Consider the following 18139-nt stretch of genomic DNA (forward strand, 5'->3'; position numbering starts at 1 on the left):
CTACGGATTCATAGCACTACGCCAGATGGCACGCCACGAAATGGCCGCCCGCGCCCTCCTTCAGCGGCGGCGCGCTTTCCGCGCAGCGTGGCTGGGCGATCGGGCAGCGGGTGTGGAAGTGACACCCGGAGGGCGGCTTCATCGGGCTCGGCACGTCGCCCTTGAGGCGGATGCGCTCGCGCTTGAGTTTTGGATCTGGCACCGGCACCGCCGACAGTAGCGCCCTGGTGTAGGGATGCTGCGGGTTGCGGTAGAGGTCGCTGGCTTTCGCGAGCTCGACGATGCGGCCGAGATACATCACCGCGACGCGGTCGGAGATGTGCTCGACCACCGAGAGATCGTGCGCGACGAACAGATAGGTCAGGTTCAGCTCGGCCTGAAGGTCCTCCAGCAGGTTGATGACCTGGGCCTGGATCGACACGTCGAGCGCGGAGACCGGCTCGTCGCAGACGATCAGCTTCGGCTCGACCGCGAGCGCGCGCGCGATCACGATGCGCTGGCGCTGGCCGCCGGAGAATTCATGCGGATAGCGCCGCATGTGCTCGGCCTTGAGCCCGACCTTGACCAGAAGCCCCGCAACGCGCTCCTCGCGCTCTTTCGAGGAGGAGGCGAGATTGTGGATGGTAAAGGCCTCGCCGAGAATGGCCCCGACCGTCATGCGCGGATTGAGCGAGGCGAACGGATCCTGGAACACCAGCTGCATGTTCCGCCGCATCGCGCGCAGATCGTTGCCGCCGAGCTTGCGCACGTCCTGGCCGTCGAAGGTGACCTCGCCGTCGGTCGGCTCGATCAGGCGCAGCACGCAGCGCCCGGTCGTCGACTTGCCGCAACCGGATTCGCCGACGAGGCCGAGCGTCTCGCCGCGGTTGACCGAGAACGACACGCCGTCGACCGCATAGACGGTGCCGACCTGGCGCGACAAGAGGCCGCCGAGCACCGGGAAATGTTTCTTCAGGCCGCTGACGCGGAGCAAGGGCTCGCTCATGACGCGGCTCCCACGCTGGTATCTCCGAGATGACAGGCCATGCGGTGACCGGGCGCGATCTCGCGCAGCAGCGGCTCCTTCTCGATGCAGACATTCATGGCGAACTTGCAGCGCGGCGCGAAGCGGCAGCCGGCCGGCGGGTTGATCAGGATCGGCACAGAGCCGCCGATCGCCTCGAGCCGCGTCTTGTGCTCGCTGTCGAGATCGATGCGCGGAATCGAGCGGATCAAGCCTTGCGTATAGGGGTGACGGGGATCGCCGAAGAGATCGTCGACGGGCGCCTCCTCCACCACCTTGCCGGCATACATCACGACGACGCGCTGCGCGGTCTCGGCGACGACGCCCATGGCATGGGTGATCAGCATCACCGCCATGCCGAAGCGGTCCTTCATGTCCTGCAACAGGTCGAGGATCTGCGCCTGGATGGTGACGTCGAGCGCGGTGGTGGGCTCGTCGGCGATGATCAGCTTCGGCTTGCAGGCAAGCGCCATCGCGATCATCACGCGCTGGCGCATGCCGCCGGAAAACTGATGCGGATAATTGTGCACGCGGCCTTCGGCGTTCGGGATCTGCACCAGTTTCAGCATCTCGATGGTGCGCTCGAGCGCCTGCTTCCTGGTCACCGCTTCGTGCCGTCGCAGGCTCTCGGCGATCTGCTCGCCGATGGTGAGCACCGGATTGAGCGAGGTCATCGGCTCCTGGAAGATGAAGCCGATCTCCTTCGCCCTGATCTCGTCGAGCTGGTTGCTGGTCAGCGGCACCAGATCGCGCCCCTCGAAGATGATCTGGCCCGCCGCGATCCGGCCCGGCGGCATTGCGATCAGCTTCAGAATCGACATCGCGGTCACGGTCTTGCCGCAGCCGGATTCGCCGACGACGCAGAGCGTCTCGCCCCTGTTGATGGAGATGTCGACACCGTCGACGGCCTGGAGGATGCCGTCGTCCGTGGAGAAGTGGGTTTTCAGGCCCTTGATCTCGAGCAGCGGCGCCATCAGATCACCCGTCGCGCATCGAGCGCGTCGCGCAGACCGTCGCCGATGAAGTTGATGGCCACCACCGCGACGAAGATCGCGCCGCCCGGAAACAGCGCCCAGTGCGGGCCGATGTCGAGAAAATCCTTGGCGTCAAACAGCAGCCGGCCCCAGGTCGGGGTATCCGGCGGGAAACCGAGGCCGAGGAAGGACAGCGTCGATTCCGCGATGATCGCGGCGGCGACGTCGATGGTACCGGCGATGATCACCGGGCCGACCGCATTGGGCAGGATGTGCCGTACCACCTGCCGCACCGGACTGGCACCGAGCGCACGGGCGGCTTCGACGAACTCCTTTTCGCGGAGCGACAAGAACTGGGCACGCACCAGCCGGGCCACCGGCATCCAGCGCAGACCTCCGATCACGAGCACGATCAAGATGAAGATGCCGCCTTCGGGCCCGAACACCTGCTTCAGCCCGTCGCGGAACAGATAGATCAGCAGCAGCAGCAGCGGCAGCTGCGGCAGCGACAGGAACAGGTCGGTGAGCCACATCAATCCGTGTCCGAGCGCGCCGCGCGACATACCGGCGAGCGCGCCGATCACTGTGCCGATGATGACAGCGACCAGCATCGCGGCGAGCCCGACCGCGAGCGAGATGCGGCCGCCATAGATCATGCGCGCCAGAATGTCCTGGCCGAGATCGTCGGTGCCGAAGGGATGGGCGAGCGACGGACCCTGCAGGCCCGCGACGATGTCGATCTCGTTGATCTTCACACGCCACACGAACGGCCCAAGCACGACGGCGAGCACCAGGATGAGGAGCAGGACAGCGCTGACCACCGCGAGCCGGTGGCGGCTGTAACGCCGCCATGCTTCGCGCCAGGGCGAATAGGCGCGCCGCTCAGCGGAGGGAGATGCGAGGGTCAAGCCAGCCATAAAGCACGTCCGCGATGAGATTGAACAGCACCACGAGGCACGCGAAGACGAAGGTGACGGCCATCACCACCGGCGTGTCGTTGGAAAGGATGGAGGAGATCAGCAGCGAGCCGATGCCGGGAATGCGGAAGATCTGCTCGGTGACGATGGCGCCGCCGAACACCGCGGGCATCTGCAACGCGATCAGCGTGACCACGGGAATCATGGCGTTGCGCATCACGTGCTTGATGATCACCGTGGTCTGGCCGAGGCCCTTGGCCCGCGCCGTGGTGACGTAGTCGAGCCGGATGACGTCGAGCATCGCCGAGCGCACGAAGCGCGTCATCGACGCCGCCTGGAACAGGCCGAGCACCGCCACCGGCATGATCGCCTGACGGATCATCTCCAGCACCCAGCGGATGCCGGTGGCCTTGATGTCGGTGGTGTAGACGAAAGGCAGCCAGTCCAGCGTGACCGAGAAGATCAGGATGAACAGGATGCCGGTGAAGAAGGTCGGCAGCGAGAAGCCGACGAAGGCGAGCGTATTCGCGATCTGGTCGAACAGCGAATACGGCCTGGTCGCGGCATAGACGCCGACCGGAATCGCGATCAGCAGCGCCAGGATCTGCGCCGAGCCGATCACGTAGAGCGTGGCGGGCAGGCGCTGGAGGATCAGCGTGTCGACGTTCATCCGGCTGACGAAGGAGAAGCCCCAGTCGCCGTGCAGCATGGCGTTGAGCCAGTGCAGGTAGCGGAGGTAGATCGGGTCGTCGAGACCGAACTTGGCCCGGAGTGCCGCCTGCACTTCGGGCGGCACGTTCGGATTGGTGGCCAGTTCGGAGAACGGATCGCCGGGCGCGAGCGCAAGCACGACGAACAGCACCAGCGAAATCGCCAGCAGGCTCGGAACGGCGATCAGGAGGCGACGCAGGACATACTGACTCATAGGGAAGAATCCCGTCTAGCCTGCGCTCATGCCTCCCGGTACCAGTCCTGAAGGTTATCGGTCCGATTGGCCCAGCCCGAGAGCGCCGGCCGCAACGTGTTGGAGCAGGCATCCACCAGCAGGCGATGCATCACCGGAATGAACACGGTGTCCTGCCACAACAGGTCGTTGCACTTGATGTAGAGCGCGGCGCGCTTGACTGGATCGGTCTCGGTCTCAGCCGCAGCAATGGCGTCATCATACTCCTTGTTGACGTAGCGCGGGAAGTTCTGCCCCTGCCATTTGTTCTCCTTGGTGGCCACATTGGCGGAGATGTAGCGCCGCATGTGCAGGGCCGGATCGGGCTGCGTCATCGGGATCTGGAACTCCTCGATGTCGGCATAGAACTTCGGATAGGTGTCCGGGTTGGCGACGTCAGACGAGAAGAAGACCGAGGCGACGACCGATTTCAGCTCCACGTCGATGCCGGCCTTCTGACAGGCCTGCTTGACGATGGCCTGGGTCTTCTGGCGCGGACCGTTGGTCGAGGTCTGGTACAGAAGCTTGAATTTCTTGCCGTCCTTCTCGCGGATGCCGTCGGCGCCGACCTTCCAGCCGGCGTCATCGAGCATCTTCGACGCCTTCTCGATGTTGAACTCCCACGAGGTGTTCTTGGAGACGAACTTCTCGGGGCCGTTGAGGTAGTTGGCCGTGGTGCGGCCGGCCCGACCATAGATCGCCTTCTTGACGGAGTCGCGGTCGACGAGCAGGGCGAGCGCCTTGCGCACGTTCGGATCGGAGAAGATCGGGTGCTTGGTCTTCATCGAGGACCGTTCGCCGTCGATCTCAGTGTTCGGATCGGTGAAGTTGATCGCGATGAACTCGATGTCGCCGCCGGTGGCATAGACGGTCTTGCCCTTGCCGCCCTTCTCCAGACGCAGCAGCACGTCGTCTTCGACCTGCATGTTCCAGGCGAAATCGAATTCGCCGGTCTGGATCACCGCGCGCGCCGCCGAGACGGCATCGCCGCCGCCCTTCATCTCGATCGTGTCGAAATGCGGACGGTTGGGCATGTGATAGTCGGGATTGAGCTCGCCGCGGACCACATCGCCCGGCTTGAACTCGACGAACTTGTAGGGACCGGTGCCCACCGGGGCAAGATTGTTCGGCGCCTCGCGGGACTTCGAGCCTTTGTAGTCGGCAAACAGATGCTTGGGGAGAACGCATCCATAAGCGCCGACGAACGCGTTGGCCCAGAACGGCGTCGGGGTCTTGAACAGGATGCGAATCGAAAGATCGCTGACCTTCTCGACCGTGATGTCACCATAGGTGCTGATGCTGACGGCAGCCGTGGCGGGATCGCTGGCGTATTGCCAGGTGAACACGAAGTCGTCGGCAGTCAGCGGCTTGCCATCGTGCCATTTGACTCCCGGCTTGATTTTCCAGACCACCGATTTGGCATCGGCGGCGAGACCGCCGTTTGCAAGCGAGGGAATCTCTGCCGCGAGGATCGGGTTGAGATTGCCGTCGGCGTCCCAGCTGGCGAGCGGTTCGTAGAAAAGCCGCGATCCGTCCTGGTCCTTGGTGCCGGTGGCGAAATGAGGATTGAGCAGCGTCGGCCCCTGCCACCACAGCACCTTGAGAGGGCCGCCGCCCCCGCGCTTGGTCGGCTTGTAGACCGCGGGGCTCTGCGCCATGGCAACGCCGCCAAGCGCGAGGAGCTGGTTGGCGAGGGGAGCGGTGAGACCGACCGCGGCGAGGCGCTTGACGAAGGCGCGGCGGTCCATCCGCCCGTCCTTCACCTGACCGATCATCGAACGCAGCTCTTTGTCCAGCATGGTTGTCCCCCGTCTGGTTCCGACATGGATGCAGGCGGCCGCTCGCGACCGCCGGGTTTGGCTGGCGGTAGATGGCACACCGAATGGGGTGCACGTCAACTGGGACCGTGTGTATGCAAACGGTCTATTGGCTGTCCGTTGGGCAAAATTGCGCTCCGCAGCCCATCCGTTCGGCAATCCAGCATCAAAATCTGCTGGATTGCGCGCTGCACTGCGGAAAATTTGTTCGCTGGATCAGACGAAGTATCGAGGCGAATTCCTACGCCACGGACATGTCGAGCGGCGGCGCGACGTGATCTGGCAACGGACAGACGTAAGGAGTGCGGGCCGTCCGCTTCTGGAGATCCGCCTTGGCAACCTTGATCAGCTCCGGTTCCGTCAACGCCTTGATGCCGAGACCTGCCATCGCCTTGGCGGCCTGCACCATGGCCTTGTGCGCGTGCGGGCTCTTGCCCTGCGCCACCACCTGCCAGGTGTGGAAGGGCGTGCCGATTGCAACCGTCGGTGCGTGCACCTGCACGGTCGGCACCACCCAGCTCACGTCGCCGACATCGGTGGAGCCGACCAGCGGATTGCGCTTGGCATCGAGCGGCACCAGGAAGTCGGCCAGCGGCCGATCGGTCGGCTCCATGCCGATCGCGTAATAGACCGAGGCGATATCCTTGTCGCTCAAGGTCGCACGGATCTGGCCGGCAAAGCTCTTGTCCGCATCGTCGAAATGCGGCGGTCCGAGCTCTTCCATGACCTGATGCAGCGCCTGCTCCAGCGGCGTGTTGGGCAGGATATTGGAGACCGCGGAGATGATCTTCATCTCGACCTTGGTCTCGGTCATCAACGCCGCGCCTTGCGCGATCTTGGACACACGCTCGACCAACTCGTTCATGCCGGCCAGATCGCGCGCGCGGATCGAATAGCGCACGCGGGCATGGGCCTGCACCACGTTCGGCGCGATGCCGCCGGTGTCGAGCAGGGCATAGTGCACGCGCGCGTCGCTCGGCATGTGCTCGCGCATGTAGTTCACGCCGACATTCATCAATTCCACCGCATCGAGCGCCGAACGGCCAAGATGCGGCGAGGCCGCCGCATGCGAAGTGCGGCCGGTGAAGATGAAATCCGCGCGCGTATTCGCAAGCGAGGGCGTTACCGCCACCTCCCAGAAGCTGTGCGGGTGCCAGGTGATGGCGATGTCGGCGTCCTCGAACGCGCCGGAGCGCACCATGAAGGCCTTGGCCGCGCCGCCTTCCTCCGCCGGACAGCCGTAATAGCGCACGCGGCCGGGCACCTTGTTCTCGGCCAGCCAGTCCTTCACCGCGGTCGCGGCGAGCAGCGCTGCGGAACCGAGCAGGTTGTGACCGCAGCCATGGCCATGGCCGCCGGTCTCGATCGGGCGATGCTCGGCGACACCCGCCTCCTGGCTGAGGCCCGGCAGCGCATCGTACTCGCCCATGAAGGCAATGACCGGACCGCCCTCGCCCCACTCGCCGATCAGCGCAGTCGGGATGCCGGCGACGTTCTCGGTGATGCGGAAGCCCTGATGACGGAGCTCGGCGAGATGCTCGGCGGCGGACCGCGCCTCGGTGTAGCAGACCTCAGGCATGCCCCAGACCCTGTCGCTGAGGTCGATGAAGCGTGCCTTGATCGTGTCGATGCCACGCCAGATGTCGCTGCGGTTGTCCATGCTTGTCGTCCGTGATCCCTTGGTCAAACGAGGCGGCAATGGTTAGCAGCTTCACTGCACGGCGCCTAGCACTGCGCCGGACAGCAGCCATGCGCCGGATCAGATGACGATGTGTTTCCGGGCCTTTCCAAGATTTCACGCGGCGTTCTCCCGAATAGTTGGGAACGAGGCTTTCAAGACGGCCTGCTCCGGCCTAAATTAGGCGTGCTTCGCGCGTCGCTCCGCCAGCCTGCCGGAGCGATGCTCTCAGCCAGGAGAACTCCATGAGCGCTCTGACCGAATGGAGAGTGCCGCCGGCGAACCAGCCGCGGGCGAGCGACTATGGTTTCGATCTCGACCGCGCGCTCGGCTCCGTCGTCGGCCTGCACGCCATCATCCCTCCGGACGCCTTCAGTGCCGAGACGCTGGGCACCGAACGCGCCGGCAACGGCGTCGTGATCGATGACGGCCTGGTGCTCACGATAGGTTATCTCATCACCGAGGCAGAGTCGGTCTGGCTGCACCGCGCCGACGGACGAGTGGTGGAGGGCCATGCGCTCGGCTTCGATTCCGAGACCGGGTTCGGGCTGGTGCAGGCGCTCGGCCAGCTCGACATTGCGCCGCTGCCGCTCGGCTCGTCGGCGGCGACACGGATCGGCGACCGCGTCGTGGTCGGCGGCGCCGGCGGACGCACGCGTTCGGTCGCGAGCCAGGTCGTGGCCAAGCAGGAATTCGCCGGTTACTGGGAATATCTGCTGGACGAGGCCATCTTCACCGCTCCCGCGCATCCGAACTGGGGCGGTACGGCGCTGCTCAACGAACGCGGCGAGCTGATCGGCATCGGCTCGCTCCAGCTCGATCGCGAACGTGACGGCGAGGCCGAGCACGTCAACATGATCGTGCCGATCGACCTCCTGAAGCCGGTCCTGGAGGACTTGCGCAAGTTCGGCCGTGTCAACAAGCCGGCACGACCCTGGCTCGGACTCTACTCGACCGAGATCGACAACCGCGTGGTGGTGATCGGGATCTCCGCCAATGGCCCGGCCGCCCGCGCCGAGCTCAAGACCGGCGACGTCATTCTCGCCGTGAACGGTGACAGGGTGACGAGCCAGACCGCCTTCTACAAGAAGATGTGGGCGCTCGGCGCCGCCGGCGTCGACGTGCCGCTCACCGTTCATCACGAAGGCGTCACCTTCGACGTCACCGTGACGTCGACCGATCGCTTCAAGCTCCTGAAGGCGCCGAAGCTGCACTGATCCAAAAGGCTTTGAGGAAGCGGGCGATGACCGAGGCCGTGGTGGACGACATCGTGGCCGTGCTGCCGCCGCTGCTCAATGCGCTGGAAGCGCTCGGCTTCTTCCAGCGGCATCTGCATCCACCGGCCTTCGCCTCGGTGATGGATGCGATCGGCACGCCGGACGAGGCGCTGCAGACGGCGCACGCAGCAATCGGGGATTGGCCGGAGCAGTTCGGAGGCTTGCGCGAGCGGCTCGATCGCGCCTGCGGCGAGACGCTCGCTGCCTTTGCCGGCATTCGTGAGGTCGAACGTGGCCATGGCGATCTCGTCGCGGTGTTCCGCGCGCTGCGCCATGTCCCGCGCGCGCAGGAGGCGCTCTATCCGCTGGCGGCGCAATTTCCGCCCGTGAGCGGCTTCTTCCTCAACGCCGCCAATCGCGACAATGCGGATTTGTTGTCGCGGCTCCAAGCCAGCGCGAGCGAAGATACCGGCATCTTCCACGACCACAACGAGCCTGGCAGCCGCGGCGGCTTCTCGGTCTATGTCCCCGAATATTATGCGCCCGAGCGTGCCATGCCGCTGGTGATGGCGCTGCATGGCGGCAGCGGCAACGGACGCGGCTTTCTGTGGAGCTGGCTCCGCGACGCCCGCACTCTCGGGTCGATCCTGGTGGCGCCGACCGCGACCGGCCCGACCTGGGCGCTGATGGGCGACGACACCGACACACCGAACCTCATGCGCATCATCGATACTGTACGCGGCCGCTGGCGCATCGACCCCTCGCGCATGCTGCTGACCGGCATGAGCGACGGCGGCACCTTCTGCTACGTCACCGGCCTCGACGGCGCCTCGCCCTTCACGCATCTCGCCCCGGTTGCGGCGACCTTCCATCCGCTGATGGCGGAGATGGCCGACGCAACGCGCCTGCAAGGCTTGCCGGTCTTCATCACTCACGGCAAGCTCGACTGGATGTTTCCGGTGCAGACCGCACGGCAGACGCAGGCGGCGCTGTCCGCCGCCGGTGCCCAAGTCACCTATCGAGAGATCGACGACCTCAGCCACACCTATCCGCGCGAGATCAATGCGGAGCTGATGGAGTGGCTGAATGGAGAATGAACAACCTCACCTTGGATGCGCCGCATAGTCGCGGAACCATCACTCCGGGCCGACGTTATCGCCCGTCACCGGAGGTTCGCCATGCAGACTTTTTTCGGAATGATCCTGGGCGCGTTGCTGCTTGCGGGCGGCGTCTACGTCTATGATTCCATGCAGACGTCGTCAGTCGCCAAAGGCGACATCGCGACCACCAACCGAACGATCGTGAACTGGGACGTCGCCAAGGCCGATTGGGATGCGCTGCGCGATCGCGCGCACAAGGACTGGGTCCGGATCTCGTCGAAGTAATTTCGTCCGATCGACATGAACGAGGCGCCGTCGCAGACCCGCGACGGCGCCTTTGTATTGCGTCCTGAAATATCGCCGGCTCAGTTCATCTTGGCCTTGCGAGCGTCGGCGATGACCTGCTCGAACTCGGTCATGCTGAGCACGCCGGGCACGCGATACTTGCCGACGATGAAGGACGGGGTGCCCTGGAAGCCGAAAGCTTCAGCCTGCTCGTTGTTGCGCTTGAGGATGGCGTCGATGTCCTTGGCGTGGCCGGTGAGATCGCGCTTCAAGCGATCCATGTCGACCCCGGCAGCCGCGAGCAGCTCGTTGATGCGCGGCTCGGTCAGGCGCGAGCTGACGCCGATCAGGGCGTCATGGGCCTGGTGATACTTGCCCTGGAACTTGGCCGCCAGCGCGCTCCGCGCCGCGGTGACCGAAACCGGCCCGAGGATCGGCCAGTCCTTCATGACCAGCCGCACCTTGCCGTCGTCCTGGACCACCTGGCGCAGCTCGGGCTCGAGCTTGCGGCAATAGGGACAATTGTAGTCGGACCATTCGACGATGGTGATGTTGCCGTCGGGATTGCCTGCGACCGGCGTGTCGGGATCGCGCAGCACCTTGGCTTCGGTCAGCACCTCGTCATCGCCGGTGGCGGCGCGCGCCGAAACGATCCCACCCACGGCGAGAGCGCCCGCTCCGATCAGCGTCAAGGCTGCGCGCCGGCTCGGCCCAAGGCCATTATTCCCAAATCCAGTCATATCGTCCCGTTCCGGTCCCGTCTTGCGGATATACGCCCGCGCACCGGTCATTGTTACGGGTCATATAGAATGCCGCGGGCGCGATTGCCACGCGAATCGCGTCCGGCTCGACTAAGCTGCCGGCAGCATCGCCATCAAGGTCCCGCTCATCATGGCGATCAGCGTGGTCTTGCCGTCATGCTCGGCGTAGGCCTTTGCCTCGCAGAAGGTCAGCGTGCGGCCGGGCTTGACCACTTCGGCCTTGAAGACGAAACGCTCGCCACGGGCGGGCGCGAGCAGCGTGGTCTTGAATTCGACGGTGAGGATACCGGCCTCCGCCGGCATCAAGCTGAAGGCCGCAACGCCGCAGGCGTTGTCGAGCCCGGCCGTGATGATGCCGGCATGGATGAAACCATTCTGCTGCGTGAGGGCCGGCGCATGCAGCATCGCCAGCTCGACCTCGCCCGGCGCGAGCCGGACGATCACGATACCGAGCGTGCGCATGGCCGGTTGGGCATCGAACATCGCGATGGCCGCCGCGCGATAGCCCGGGTTTTTCGGCTCGAAGGCAGTCATGGCTCACACCTCGGCTGGTTCGGCAAGATGCTTCAAGGCAGCTTCGCGAATGCAATCGGCGAACGGGGCGGACTTGCGGAGCTGACGGTCCATGTGCACGCCGGTGATCTCGCACGTCGCCGCGAGCTCGCCGGTCTCCGCATTCGTCATGTCGTGCCGGAAGCGGATCGACTTGTCCCTGATCTCGAGCAGATGGCTGCGGATCTCGACGATGTCGCCGGCGAGCAGCTCGCGCTTGTAGGCGATGTTCTGCTGCACCGCGGCCATGCCGCGGCCGGAGATGCGCAAATAGCTCGGCGTCAGGCCGAGACGAGCGAACAGATTCCAATTGGCCTCGTCGAACTTGCCGACATACCACATGATATTCATGTGCCCGACATGGTCGCATTGCCACGGATAGACCGTGCCGCGATAGGTCGCCTCCTGCTCCATCGCATTTCCTCCCGCAATTTCGTCCTTGCTCGTTGATACGGTAGCGTATCAAACCCGTGTCACGTTAGCAATACGGCACCGTATCAAGACCGGGTGAGGCTTTCTTCATGAGCGACGGCAAGGGCGACGTCTGGGTCGAGGCTGGGTTTGCCGAGCTCGCCCGCGCGGGGGTGGAGGGCGTGCGGGTCGAGGTGCTCGCCAAGAATCTCGGCGTCACCAAGGGCGGCTTCTACCGGCGCTTCGCCGACCGCGCCGCACTGCTCGAGGCCATGCTCGAAGCCTGGCGCAAGGGCCGCATCGCCGCGATCGCGCAGCAGACGAGCCTCGACGGACAAGCGCCCCGCGAGCGGCTGAAGGCGGTGATCCAGCTTTATTCCGAGCGGCTCAATCCAGAAGGGATGGCGATCGAGCTCGCGATCCGGCAATGGGCCCGATCGGAGGACAACGCCGCGGCGGCGGTGGCGAGCGTCGACGCGGCGCGGCTCAGGCACGTCGGCGACCTCTATCGCGCAACCGGCCTTGCGGCCGAGGAGGCCGACGCGCAGGCCTTTCTGTTCTACTGCTTCATCTTCGGCCAGAGCCTGTTGTTCGTCGAGAGCGGTCCGCGCAAGCGGTCGCAGCTCGTGGCGAAATCTGCCGAGAAGCTGCTCGACTGAGCATGATCCGGACCCCAAGGGCCGGGTGAGCGCAGGTGTTCTGACAAGATCATGCGCGACACTTCAGGCGAATCGGCCGGAGCGTCGCTCCGGCCTTCGCAGCAATGCGAAGCTCAGGCGGCGCCCTTCAGCTTCTTGGTGCATTCGCTGTAATAGCCGCCGCCTTTTTGAATCCATTTCAAGCCGCCGTTGCCGTTGGTGGTCTTGTTGGCATTGTACTGGTCGACGCAGGTGTGCAGGCGCGCCTTGCCGGGCGTCTCCTTGGCATATTTCGGATCGACCGCGTTTGGGTAGACCGCAGGACCGGCCGGCAGGGCCGGCGCGGCGGCGGGTGCCTCTTCCTTCTTGGCCTGCTTCGGCTCCGCGGGAGCTGTGGGCGCAGCCGCTGTCGGCGCAGCGGCGGGCGTCGCATCGGCACCGCATTGGGCCTTGCGGAAGTCATTCCACTTCATGGTGCCGAGCGAGCCGTCCTTCTTGGCGGCCTGGTACTTCGCGCTGCACTCCTGCGCTGTCAGTGCCTGTGCCGGCGCGCTCGTCAGCAATCCCGCGACACCGGACGCTGCGATCGCATACAACAATTTCGTCTGAATGGTCATCCCTGGGTCTCCTGCTTGATCTTCCCCGACGGAAGTGAATTGAGGATTGCTATCCTAGCGTGCCGGCCGCTTGCGACAAGGATGCGATGGGTTGCGCCGGCAAAATATAGTGATCCTGCCGCTCAACTCATTCATGTCGCGTTCAGCAACGCGAGCCAACGTTCCAGCCCTTCGCAATTCTCGCAAGCAGAGTGCACCACATGACCTTCACGTCCCGCCTCGCCGCCGTTGCTCTCGCCTCCCTGCTCGTCACCGGCACCGCTTTCGCGCAGACCGCCGCGCCGGCCGCCAAGACCGACACTGCCGCCACCGTCGACGACAAGAAGGCAACGAAGGAGCGATCGGCGGAATCGCTGGAATGCTCCAGGCAGGCGGACGCCAAGGGATTGAAGGGGAAGGAGCGCAAGAAATTCCGTCGCGAATGCAAAAAGGAGGCGAAGGCCGGCAGCGCAGTCGCCGCTCCCGCAGCCGACAAGAAATAAGCCCGTCACGATTCCTTCCGAGCCTCCGCGGAAGGCCTCGCGCATTGCGGCATGATGAGCCTGCAATTGTGCGCCTCGCGCTGATTTGCGATAAGGTGGCGTGAAGCACATCACCGCCTCCCTGTCGTTCGAATGGCCGAGCCGTGCCACGATCCTGAGCACGGTGGAGACGCTCGTCATCGGCACCGCCGGCGGCCTTGTGTTTCTGCTCGCCGGCCTTCCCGGCGGGCTGATCTCCGGCTCGATGATCGCGGTCGGGATCGCCGCGATCGCCGGCCGCCAGCTGACCTTGCCGCCGATTTTGACCCAGACCGTGCTGGTGCTGCTCGGCATCTCGCTGGGCTCGGTCGTCTCGCGCCATTTGCTTCAGCAGGTCAGCGCCTACCCCGTCACCATCGGCCTGCTTGCGCTCGCCACGTTCTGCTCCACGTTCGGGTCGAGCTATTACCTCCAGCGCATGCATGGCTGGGACCGCACCTCCGCTTTCCTGGCCGGCAGTCCCGGCGCGCTGTCGCAGATCACGATCCTGGCGGTCGAGCGCGGCGCCGACCTGCCGGGCATTGCGGTGGTGCAGACCATGCGCGTCATGATCCTGACCGCCGCGCTGCCGATGGTGCTGGCGATTGCAGGCGTCACGCCCTCCGCTGCACCGTCGTTGACGACGACCATCGCCTCGCCGCTCGACCTGCTCGAGCTAGCCGCCGCGTCGCTGGCCGCAGCGCTCGTGTTGCGGCTGATCAGGTTTCCCGCGAGCTGGATGTTCGGCGCGATGATCGCCTCCAGCGTGCTGCATGGTGCCGGATGGGTCGAGGGCGGCCTGCCGGACTGGGTGCGTGGCGTTGCGCTGATCGGGATCGGCGCACTGATCGGCAGCCGTTTCGCGCGGATGCGGATCAAGACGCTCGCCGGCCACCTCCGCGCTGCGCTGGGCTCGTTTGCCGTGGCCATCGCCGTCTCCGCCATCTTCGTTGGCATCGTGGCGCTGACCACCCCGGTGAAATTCTCCGACGTCGTCGTCGCCTTCGCGCCGGGCGCGATGGACGCGATGCTGGCGCTGGCCTTGACGCTGCACATCGACCCGATCTTCGTCGGCGCCCACCACCTGTCGCGTTTCGTCTTCGTGACGATCGCAACGCCGGGCATCGTGCACCTGTTCGGGCGCACGCAGGACGACGTGGATGATTGAGCTTTAGCGCTTCGCGGTCCGCACGAATCCCCACGCGGCGATCGCGGCCATCACGAGGGAGATCAGCACGTTGTAGCCGGCGAGCGACAGGCCGAGGAAGCGCCATTGCACCTCGTCGCAGCGCACCACCTTCACGGTGTCGAGCTTCGACAAGAGATCGGCGGCGCTGCCGAGGTTGACGACCGGACCGGAGCAATCGGTCGGCCCCTTCCAGAACCCCCATTCGACCCCGGAATGGTAGGCGCCGAGGCCGGCATTGGCGAGCGTGGCCAGGGTGAGGATCGCCAGCCCAGCCAGCAGCAGCGGCCGCGGCGCGCCGCTTCGCGCCGCCAGCGCCGTCAGCACACCGAGCGGTATCGCAAGGTAATAGGCGTAGCGCTGCTCCAGGCACAATGGGCAGGGCAGGATCTCCAGGACGAGCTGGAAGAACCAGGCGCCCGCAATCGTGGCTGCGCCGATCAGCGTGACCAAGGCCGCGGCGGTCAGCGCGGGGCTCGTGGCGCCCGGCTTGAACGCAGGTATGGCGGCACTCTGGGTGGTCACGGCAGCCTCTTTCGTATCTCTCGCGCGCCCTAAGCCTCTAGCCCCGGCCCATGCGGCTGTCGAGAACGGCCGGGATCACTTTGGCGCGGGTTGACCCCGTCCCGTCCATGGCTATAGTCCGCCGGCTTCGCGACGCCGCCTATGGGGCCGACCGAGGGCCCCTGTGGCGGAACTGGTAGACGCGCTCGACTCAAAATCGAGTTCCGCAAGGAGTGCTGGTTCGATTCCGGCCAGGGGCACCACGCTTCGCCCTTCGGGCTTCGCGTGGCGGGGCTCGAAGGGCGAAGCGTGTCCGGCGAAGCCTCTTGGCGAAGTCGAACTGGTTCAGCAAACTCGAGCTACGACCCGAGCGTTGCTGCGAGCACATCGGCCAGGCCACGCCCGGTGCTGCCGTCTTCATCCAGGCCCGGATTGTAAATGGTGATCTCCAGGCCGACCGCCTTGCCACTCGCCAAGCCAACCCGGAGCACGGTCGATAGCTCGTCCCACGACAACCCACCCGGCACGCGAAAATCGACAGCCGGCATGATGGCATCGTCGAGACAATCGGCGTCGAGATGGATGAAGAAGCCGTCCAGCTCGGCTCGCATCAGGTAATCGACGGCTTCGCGTGCAGCGGCCTCGATGCCCCGCGCCCGCACAGCAGGAAGATCAAGCACCTTGAGCTCTTCGGGAAGCGGCTGGCTTCCATATTCCGCCTGATCCTGGTGATCGCGATATCCAAACGCCACAATGTCTTCAGGGCGGACCAGAGGACCGTGACCTTCGATGTCGGCCAGGAGGGACGGGCCGTAGCCGGAAACGAAGGCAAGGTCCATCGAGGCGCCCTCACCATTGGGCTCCGCCTCGGGCTGGAAAAAATCGGCGTGGCCGTCGATGAACAACAGGCCGTAGCGGCCGCGCCGTCGAAGCGCGAGCATCGAGCCCAGCAAGATCGTGCAATCGCCGCCCAGCACCAGCGGAAACTCGCCCGCGACAAGCACCGCTTCCACCGCGTCGGCGAGCTGGGGCGACCACGCCGCTATTGCGCCGGCGTTCAAGATGCCGGTCTCGGGATCCGGCACCGGATCTTTCGAAGGCACCACCAGCCGCCCGGCGCGGCGTGCGCCGATGCGCTCCGCAAGTCGAAGCTTCAGCAGCTGTTCGGGCAAGCGCTCCACGCCGTCGGTCGCAAGGCCGAGCGTCGAAGGCGCTTCGATAATTGCATAGGGCATGGTCGGCATGGCGCCTTCCCGCTCGCGACTATTGTGCCGAGTAGGTCACGGCCTCGATCTTGTGACCGTCTGGATCGCGGACAAACGCCCCATAATAGTTGAGGTCGTAACTCGGCCGCAGCCCGGGAGCGCCAGCGTCGCTGCCACCATGCTCTAATGCTGCTGCGTAGAAGCGATCGACCATCGCGCGGTTCTCGACGGCAAAGGCGATATGACTGCCGTTACCCACGGTCGCGGGTTTTCCATCGATCGGAACTTGAACGCTGAAGTGAAACGTCCCGCTTCCGTAGCCCAGTCCACCCTCGTCCTCGGCCATCGGCGTCATCCCGACGACCGGCAAGACCGCATCGTAGAAGCGCTTCGCACGCTGAACATCATTCGTACCGACGGAGACATGATGGATCACAACGACCTCCCGTTCCGGTGTTGCTTCGTAACGGTGAGCTTCCGGTCGTTGTTCCGCAGAGCCGCCTGCGGTTCTACCCACCACGAAGCAGATGCCGGGAACCCCGCCCCCGAAGTTGCTTTATCTACAAAGGAAGCAAGACATGGACACACGCGTCAGACATTGCAGGGTCCGGATCGGATCCGTGGATACCTTCTACCGAGAAGCCGGTCCTGAACGCGCGCCCGTCGTTCTGCTACCGCACGGCTATCCCTGTTCATCCTACGAATTCCGCAATCTGATGCCGCGACTGGCCGATAAATGGCGGCTGATTGCTCCCGACTATCCCGGGTTCGGCTATAGCGGGATACCTGATGACTTCGATTACAGCTTCGACGGCTATGCCGCGTGGCTCGACCAGTTCGTGAAGCAGCTGAAGATCGAACGCTTCGTGATCTACCTTCATGATTTCGGCTCACCGATCGGAGCCAGGCTGGCGATCATGCGGCCTGAAAGGGTGGTGGCCCAGATCATTCAAAACGGCGACATACCTTACGAAGATGCGCTTGGCCCGGCATACGCCGACATCGAGAAGTTCTGGTCACTGCCCGATCAGGAGATGCGTGCGGCGATGAGGGAAGCTATCACTGAAGAGAATTTCCGCGACGAGTTCCTGAATGACGTGCGTGCGGATCTGGCTGGGCTCATCGCGCCGGACCTTTGGCGATTGCACTGGTCGCTGATGACCGAGCGGCGGAAAGACGCCGCCGCAGACGTTCTGTTTGGCCTCAAGGCGAACCGCCAATGGTTTCCCGAGCACCGCCGATATCTTCAGCAGCACAAGCCGCCAACATTGATCCTGTGGGGGCCGCAGGACCATTACATGCCTGAGGAGTCAGGGCGGGCCTATCTCCGCGACCTGCCGGATGCCGAACTGCATTTCCTGGATGGCGGCCATTGGCTGCTCGAAACCAACCTCGATGAGGTTGTCGCGCTGACGCGATCATTTCTCGAACGGATCGAACCTTAACGGGCAACGACAGCGCTTTTGTCGCCAACCGGCACCGGCGCGGGCGGCAAGCTTCCCCGATCGTCCCGGGACGTTCGACTTCCCCCAGATATTCCCTATATCGTGCGGCAACGATCTTGACGCAGCGGACCGCTTCGATGGCCAGGAGACGCACGACGGACACGGACGACCTTCCCCGCTATTTCGTCTGGGTCCGGGGGCTCGAAGGGCCCGAGCCGCAGAAATGGACGGCGATGGATTTCGGCGTCGGCGATTGGAAGCGGCCGCTCGTGCTGGCCTATTTGGAGCTACCGGAAGACGAACGGCCGCTGTCGCTATCGGTCCTGGCGCGGCGATATCCGCCGCCGCGGGTTGATCTTTCGTAAGCTGGATTGGCGGCGGCACTC

21 protein-coding genes and 1 tRNA gene are annotated in these 18139 nt (G+C 64.8%); 9 read left to right on the forward strand and 13 right to left on the reverse strand.

Annotation, left to right across the window (positions count from 1 at the left end; translation table 11 throughout):
- Positions 1 to 16: 16 nt before the first annotated feature.
- The 6 genes from I6F12_RS25810 to I6F12_RS25835 all read right to left on the reverse strand — a co-directional run bounded on the left by I6F12_RS25810 (position 17) and on the right by I6F12_RS25835 (position 7314).
- Positions 17 to 985: a dipeptide ABC transporter ATP-binding protein gene (locus I6F12_RS25810; RefSeq protein ID WP_035996776.1), complete on the reverse strand. Its 969-nt coding sequence runs from the start codon at positions 983 to 985 to the stop codon at positions 17 to 19.
- On the reverse strand, positions 982 to 1977 hold the full coding sequence (locus I6F12_RS25815) for an ABC transporter ATP-binding protein (RefSeq protein ID WP_225157521.1): 996 nt from the start codon (positions 1975 to 1977) through the stop codon (positions 982 to 984). The genes I6F12_RS25810 and I6F12_RS25815 overlap by 4 nt, the downstream gene beginning before the upstream one ends.
- Positions 1977 to 2894, reverse strand: coding sequence for an ABC transporter permease (locus I6F12_RS25820; protein ID WP_035996800.1), 918 nt, complete (start codon positions 2892 to 2894; stop codon positions 1977 to 1979). The genes I6F12_RS25815 and I6F12_RS25820 overlap by 1 nt, the downstream gene beginning before the upstream one ends.
- Positions 2860 to 3819 (reverse strand): ABC transporter permease, encoded by a 960-nt coding sequence (locus I6F12_RS25825; RefSeq protein ID WP_025033623.1) that lies wholly within the window; start codon positions 3817 to 3819, stop codon positions 2860 to 2862. The genes I6F12_RS25820 and I6F12_RS25825 overlap by 35 nt, the downstream gene beginning before the upstream one ends.
- A gap of 26 nt (positions 3820 to 3845) precedes the next feature.
- On the reverse strand, positions 3846 to 5636 hold the full coding sequence (locus tag I6F12_RS25830) for a peptide ABC transporter substrate-binding protein (RefSeq protein ID WP_035996767.1): 1791 nt from the start codon (positions 5634 to 5636) through the stop codon (positions 3846 to 3848).
- Between the two features lie 259 nt (positions 5637 to 5895).
- Positions 5896 to 7314 (reverse strand): M20 family metallopeptidase, encoded by a 1419-nt coding sequence (locus I6F12_RS25835; protein ID WP_225157522.1) that lies wholly within the window; start codon positions 7312 to 7314, stop codon positions 5896 to 5898.
- A gap of 263 nt (positions 7315 to 7577) precedes the next feature.
- Here I6F12_RS25835 and I6F12_RS25840 point away from each other — a divergent pair, with 263 nt between their 5' ends.
- The 3 genes from I6F12_RS25840 to I6F12_RS25850 all read left to right on the forward strand — a co-directional run bounded on the left by I6F12_RS25840 (position 7578) and on the right by I6F12_RS25850 (position 9934).
- The gene (locus I6F12_RS25840) at positions 7578 to 8549 is read left to right on the forward strand and encodes a S1C family serine protease (RefSeq protein ID WP_225113025.1); all 972 of its coding nucleotides are present in this window, start codon (positions 7578 to 7580) and stop codon (positions 8547 to 8549) included.
- Between the two features lie 26 nt (positions 8550 to 8575).
- Complete coding sequence (locus I6F12_RS25845) at positions 8576 to 9646, forward strand: phospholipase (RefSeq protein WP_225128543.1); 1071 nt, start codon at positions 8576 to 8578, stop codon at positions 9644 to 9646.
- Between the two features lie 81 nt (positions 9647 to 9727).
- On the forward strand, positions 9728 to 9934 hold the full coding sequence (locus tag I6F12_RS25850) for a hypothetical protein (protein ID WP_035996755.1): 207 nt from the start codon (positions 9728 to 9730) through the stop codon (positions 9932 to 9934).
- 80 nt (positions 9935 to 10014) lie between these two features.
- Here the strand turns inward: I6F12_RS25850 and I6F12_RS25855 are convergent, their stop codons facing one another.
- The 3 genes from I6F12_RS25855 to I6F12_RS25865 form a co-directional block, all read right to left on the reverse strand.
- On the reverse strand, positions 10015 to 10674 hold the full coding sequence (locus I6F12_RS25855; RefSeq protein ID WP_035996797.1) for a DsbA family protein: 660 nt from the start codon (positions 10672 to 10674) through the stop codon (positions 10015 to 10017).
- Between the two features lie 111 nt (positions 10675 to 10785).
- Entirely contained in the window at positions 10786 to 11229 is a 444-nt protein-coding gene (locus tag I6F12_RS25860) for a PaaI family thioesterase (protein WP_036020678.1), read from the reverse strand.
- Positions 11230 to 11232: 3 nt separating this feature from the next.
- Positions 11233 to 11661: an acyl-CoA thioesterase gene (locus tag I6F12_RS25865; protein ID WP_035996751.1), complete on the reverse strand. Its 429-nt coding sequence runs from the start codon at positions 11659 to 11661 to the stop codon at positions 11233 to 11235.
- 107 nt (positions 11662 to 11768) lie between these two features.
- Between I6F12_RS25865 and I6F12_RS25870 the strand changes: the two genes are divergently transcribed.
- Positions 11769 to 12317: a TetR/AcrR family transcriptional regulator gene (locus tag I6F12_RS25870; RefSeq protein WP_035996748.1), complete on the forward strand. Its 549-nt coding sequence runs from the start codon at positions 11769 to 11771 to the stop codon at positions 12315 to 12317.
- A gap of 113 nt (positions 12318 to 12430) precedes the next feature.
- Here I6F12_RS25870 and I6F12_RS25875 read toward each other — a convergent pair whose 3' ends face one another.
- On the reverse strand, positions 12431 to 12913 hold the full coding sequence (locus I6F12_RS25875; RefSeq protein WP_225157523.1) for a hypothetical protein: 483 nt from the start codon (positions 12911 to 12913) through the stop codon (positions 12431 to 12433).
- Between the two features lie 200 nt (positions 12914 to 13113).
- Here I6F12_RS25875 and I6F12_RS25880 point away from each other — a divergent pair, with 200 nt between their 5' ends.
- Together I6F12_RS25880 and I6F12_RS25885 are read left to right on the forward strand one after the other, a co-directional pair.
- Complete coding sequence (locus tag I6F12_RS25880) at positions 13114 to 13395, forward strand: PsiF family protein (protein ID WP_036020676.1); 282 nt, start codon at positions 13114 to 13116, stop codon at positions 13393 to 13395.
- Between the two features lie 100 nt (positions 13396 to 13495).
- Positions 13496 to 14581 carry an AbrB family transcriptional regulator gene (locus tag I6F12_RS25885; protein WP_036020673.1) on the forward strand — a complete coding sequence of 362 codons (1086 nt, stop codon included), beginning with the start codon at positions 13496 to 13498 and terminating at the stop codon, positions 14579 to 14581.
- Between the two features lie 3 nt (positions 14582 to 14584).
- Here the strand turns inward: I6F12_RS25885 and I6F12_RS25890 are convergent, their stop codons facing one another.
- Positions 14585 to 15124 (reverse strand): disulfide bond formation protein B, encoded by a 540-nt coding sequence (locus I6F12_RS25890; protein ID WP_109142230.1) that lies wholly within the window; start codon positions 15122 to 15124, stop codon positions 14585 to 14587.
- 157 nt (positions 15125 to 15281) lie between these two features.
- Here I6F12_RS25890 and I6F12_RS25895 point away from each other — a divergent pair.
- Positions 15282 to 15366 (forward strand) — tRNA-Leu (locus I6F12_RS25895).
- A 96-nt stretch (positions 15367 to 15462) separates the two neighbouring features.
- On the opposite strand, the gene I6F12_RS25900 is transcribed toward I6F12_RS25895, so the two are convergent.
- Together I6F12_RS25900 and I6F12_RS25905 are read right to left on the reverse strand one after the other, a co-directional pair.
- Positions 15463 to 16347: an arginase family protein gene (locus tag I6F12_RS25900; protein ID WP_225157524.1), complete on the reverse strand. Its 885-nt coding sequence runs from the start codon at positions 16345 to 16347 to the stop codon at positions 15463 to 15465.
- A gap of 19 nt (positions 16348 to 16366) precedes the next feature.
- Positions 16367 to 16744 (reverse strand): VOC family protein, encoded by a 378-nt coding sequence (locus I6F12_RS25905; protein WP_225157525.1) that lies wholly within the window; start codon positions 16742 to 16744, stop codon positions 16367 to 16369.
- A gap of 142 nt (positions 16745 to 16886) precedes the next feature.
- Here I6F12_RS25905 and I6F12_RS25910 point away from each other — a divergent pair, with 142 nt between their 5' ends.
- Positions 16887 to 17753 (forward strand): alpha/beta hydrolase, encoded by an 867-nt coding sequence (locus tag I6F12_RS25910; protein WP_225157526.1) that lies wholly within the window; start codon positions 16887 to 16889, stop codon positions 17751 to 17753.
- A gap of 137 nt (positions 17754 to 17890) precedes the next feature.
- Positions 17891 to 18118, forward strand: coding sequence for a hypothetical protein (locus I6F12_RS25915; RefSeq protein WP_036020661.1), 228 nt, complete (start codon positions 17891 to 17893; stop codon positions 18116 to 18118).
- The last annotated feature ends 21 nt before the right edge of the window (positions 18119 to 18139 follow it).

This window comes from Bradyrhizobium sp. IC4059, assembly GCF_020193615.1.
Taxonomy (GTDB): Bacteria; Pseudomonadota; Alphaproteobacteria; order Rhizobiales; family Xanthobacteraceae; genus Bradyrhizobium; species Bradyrhizobium yuanmingense.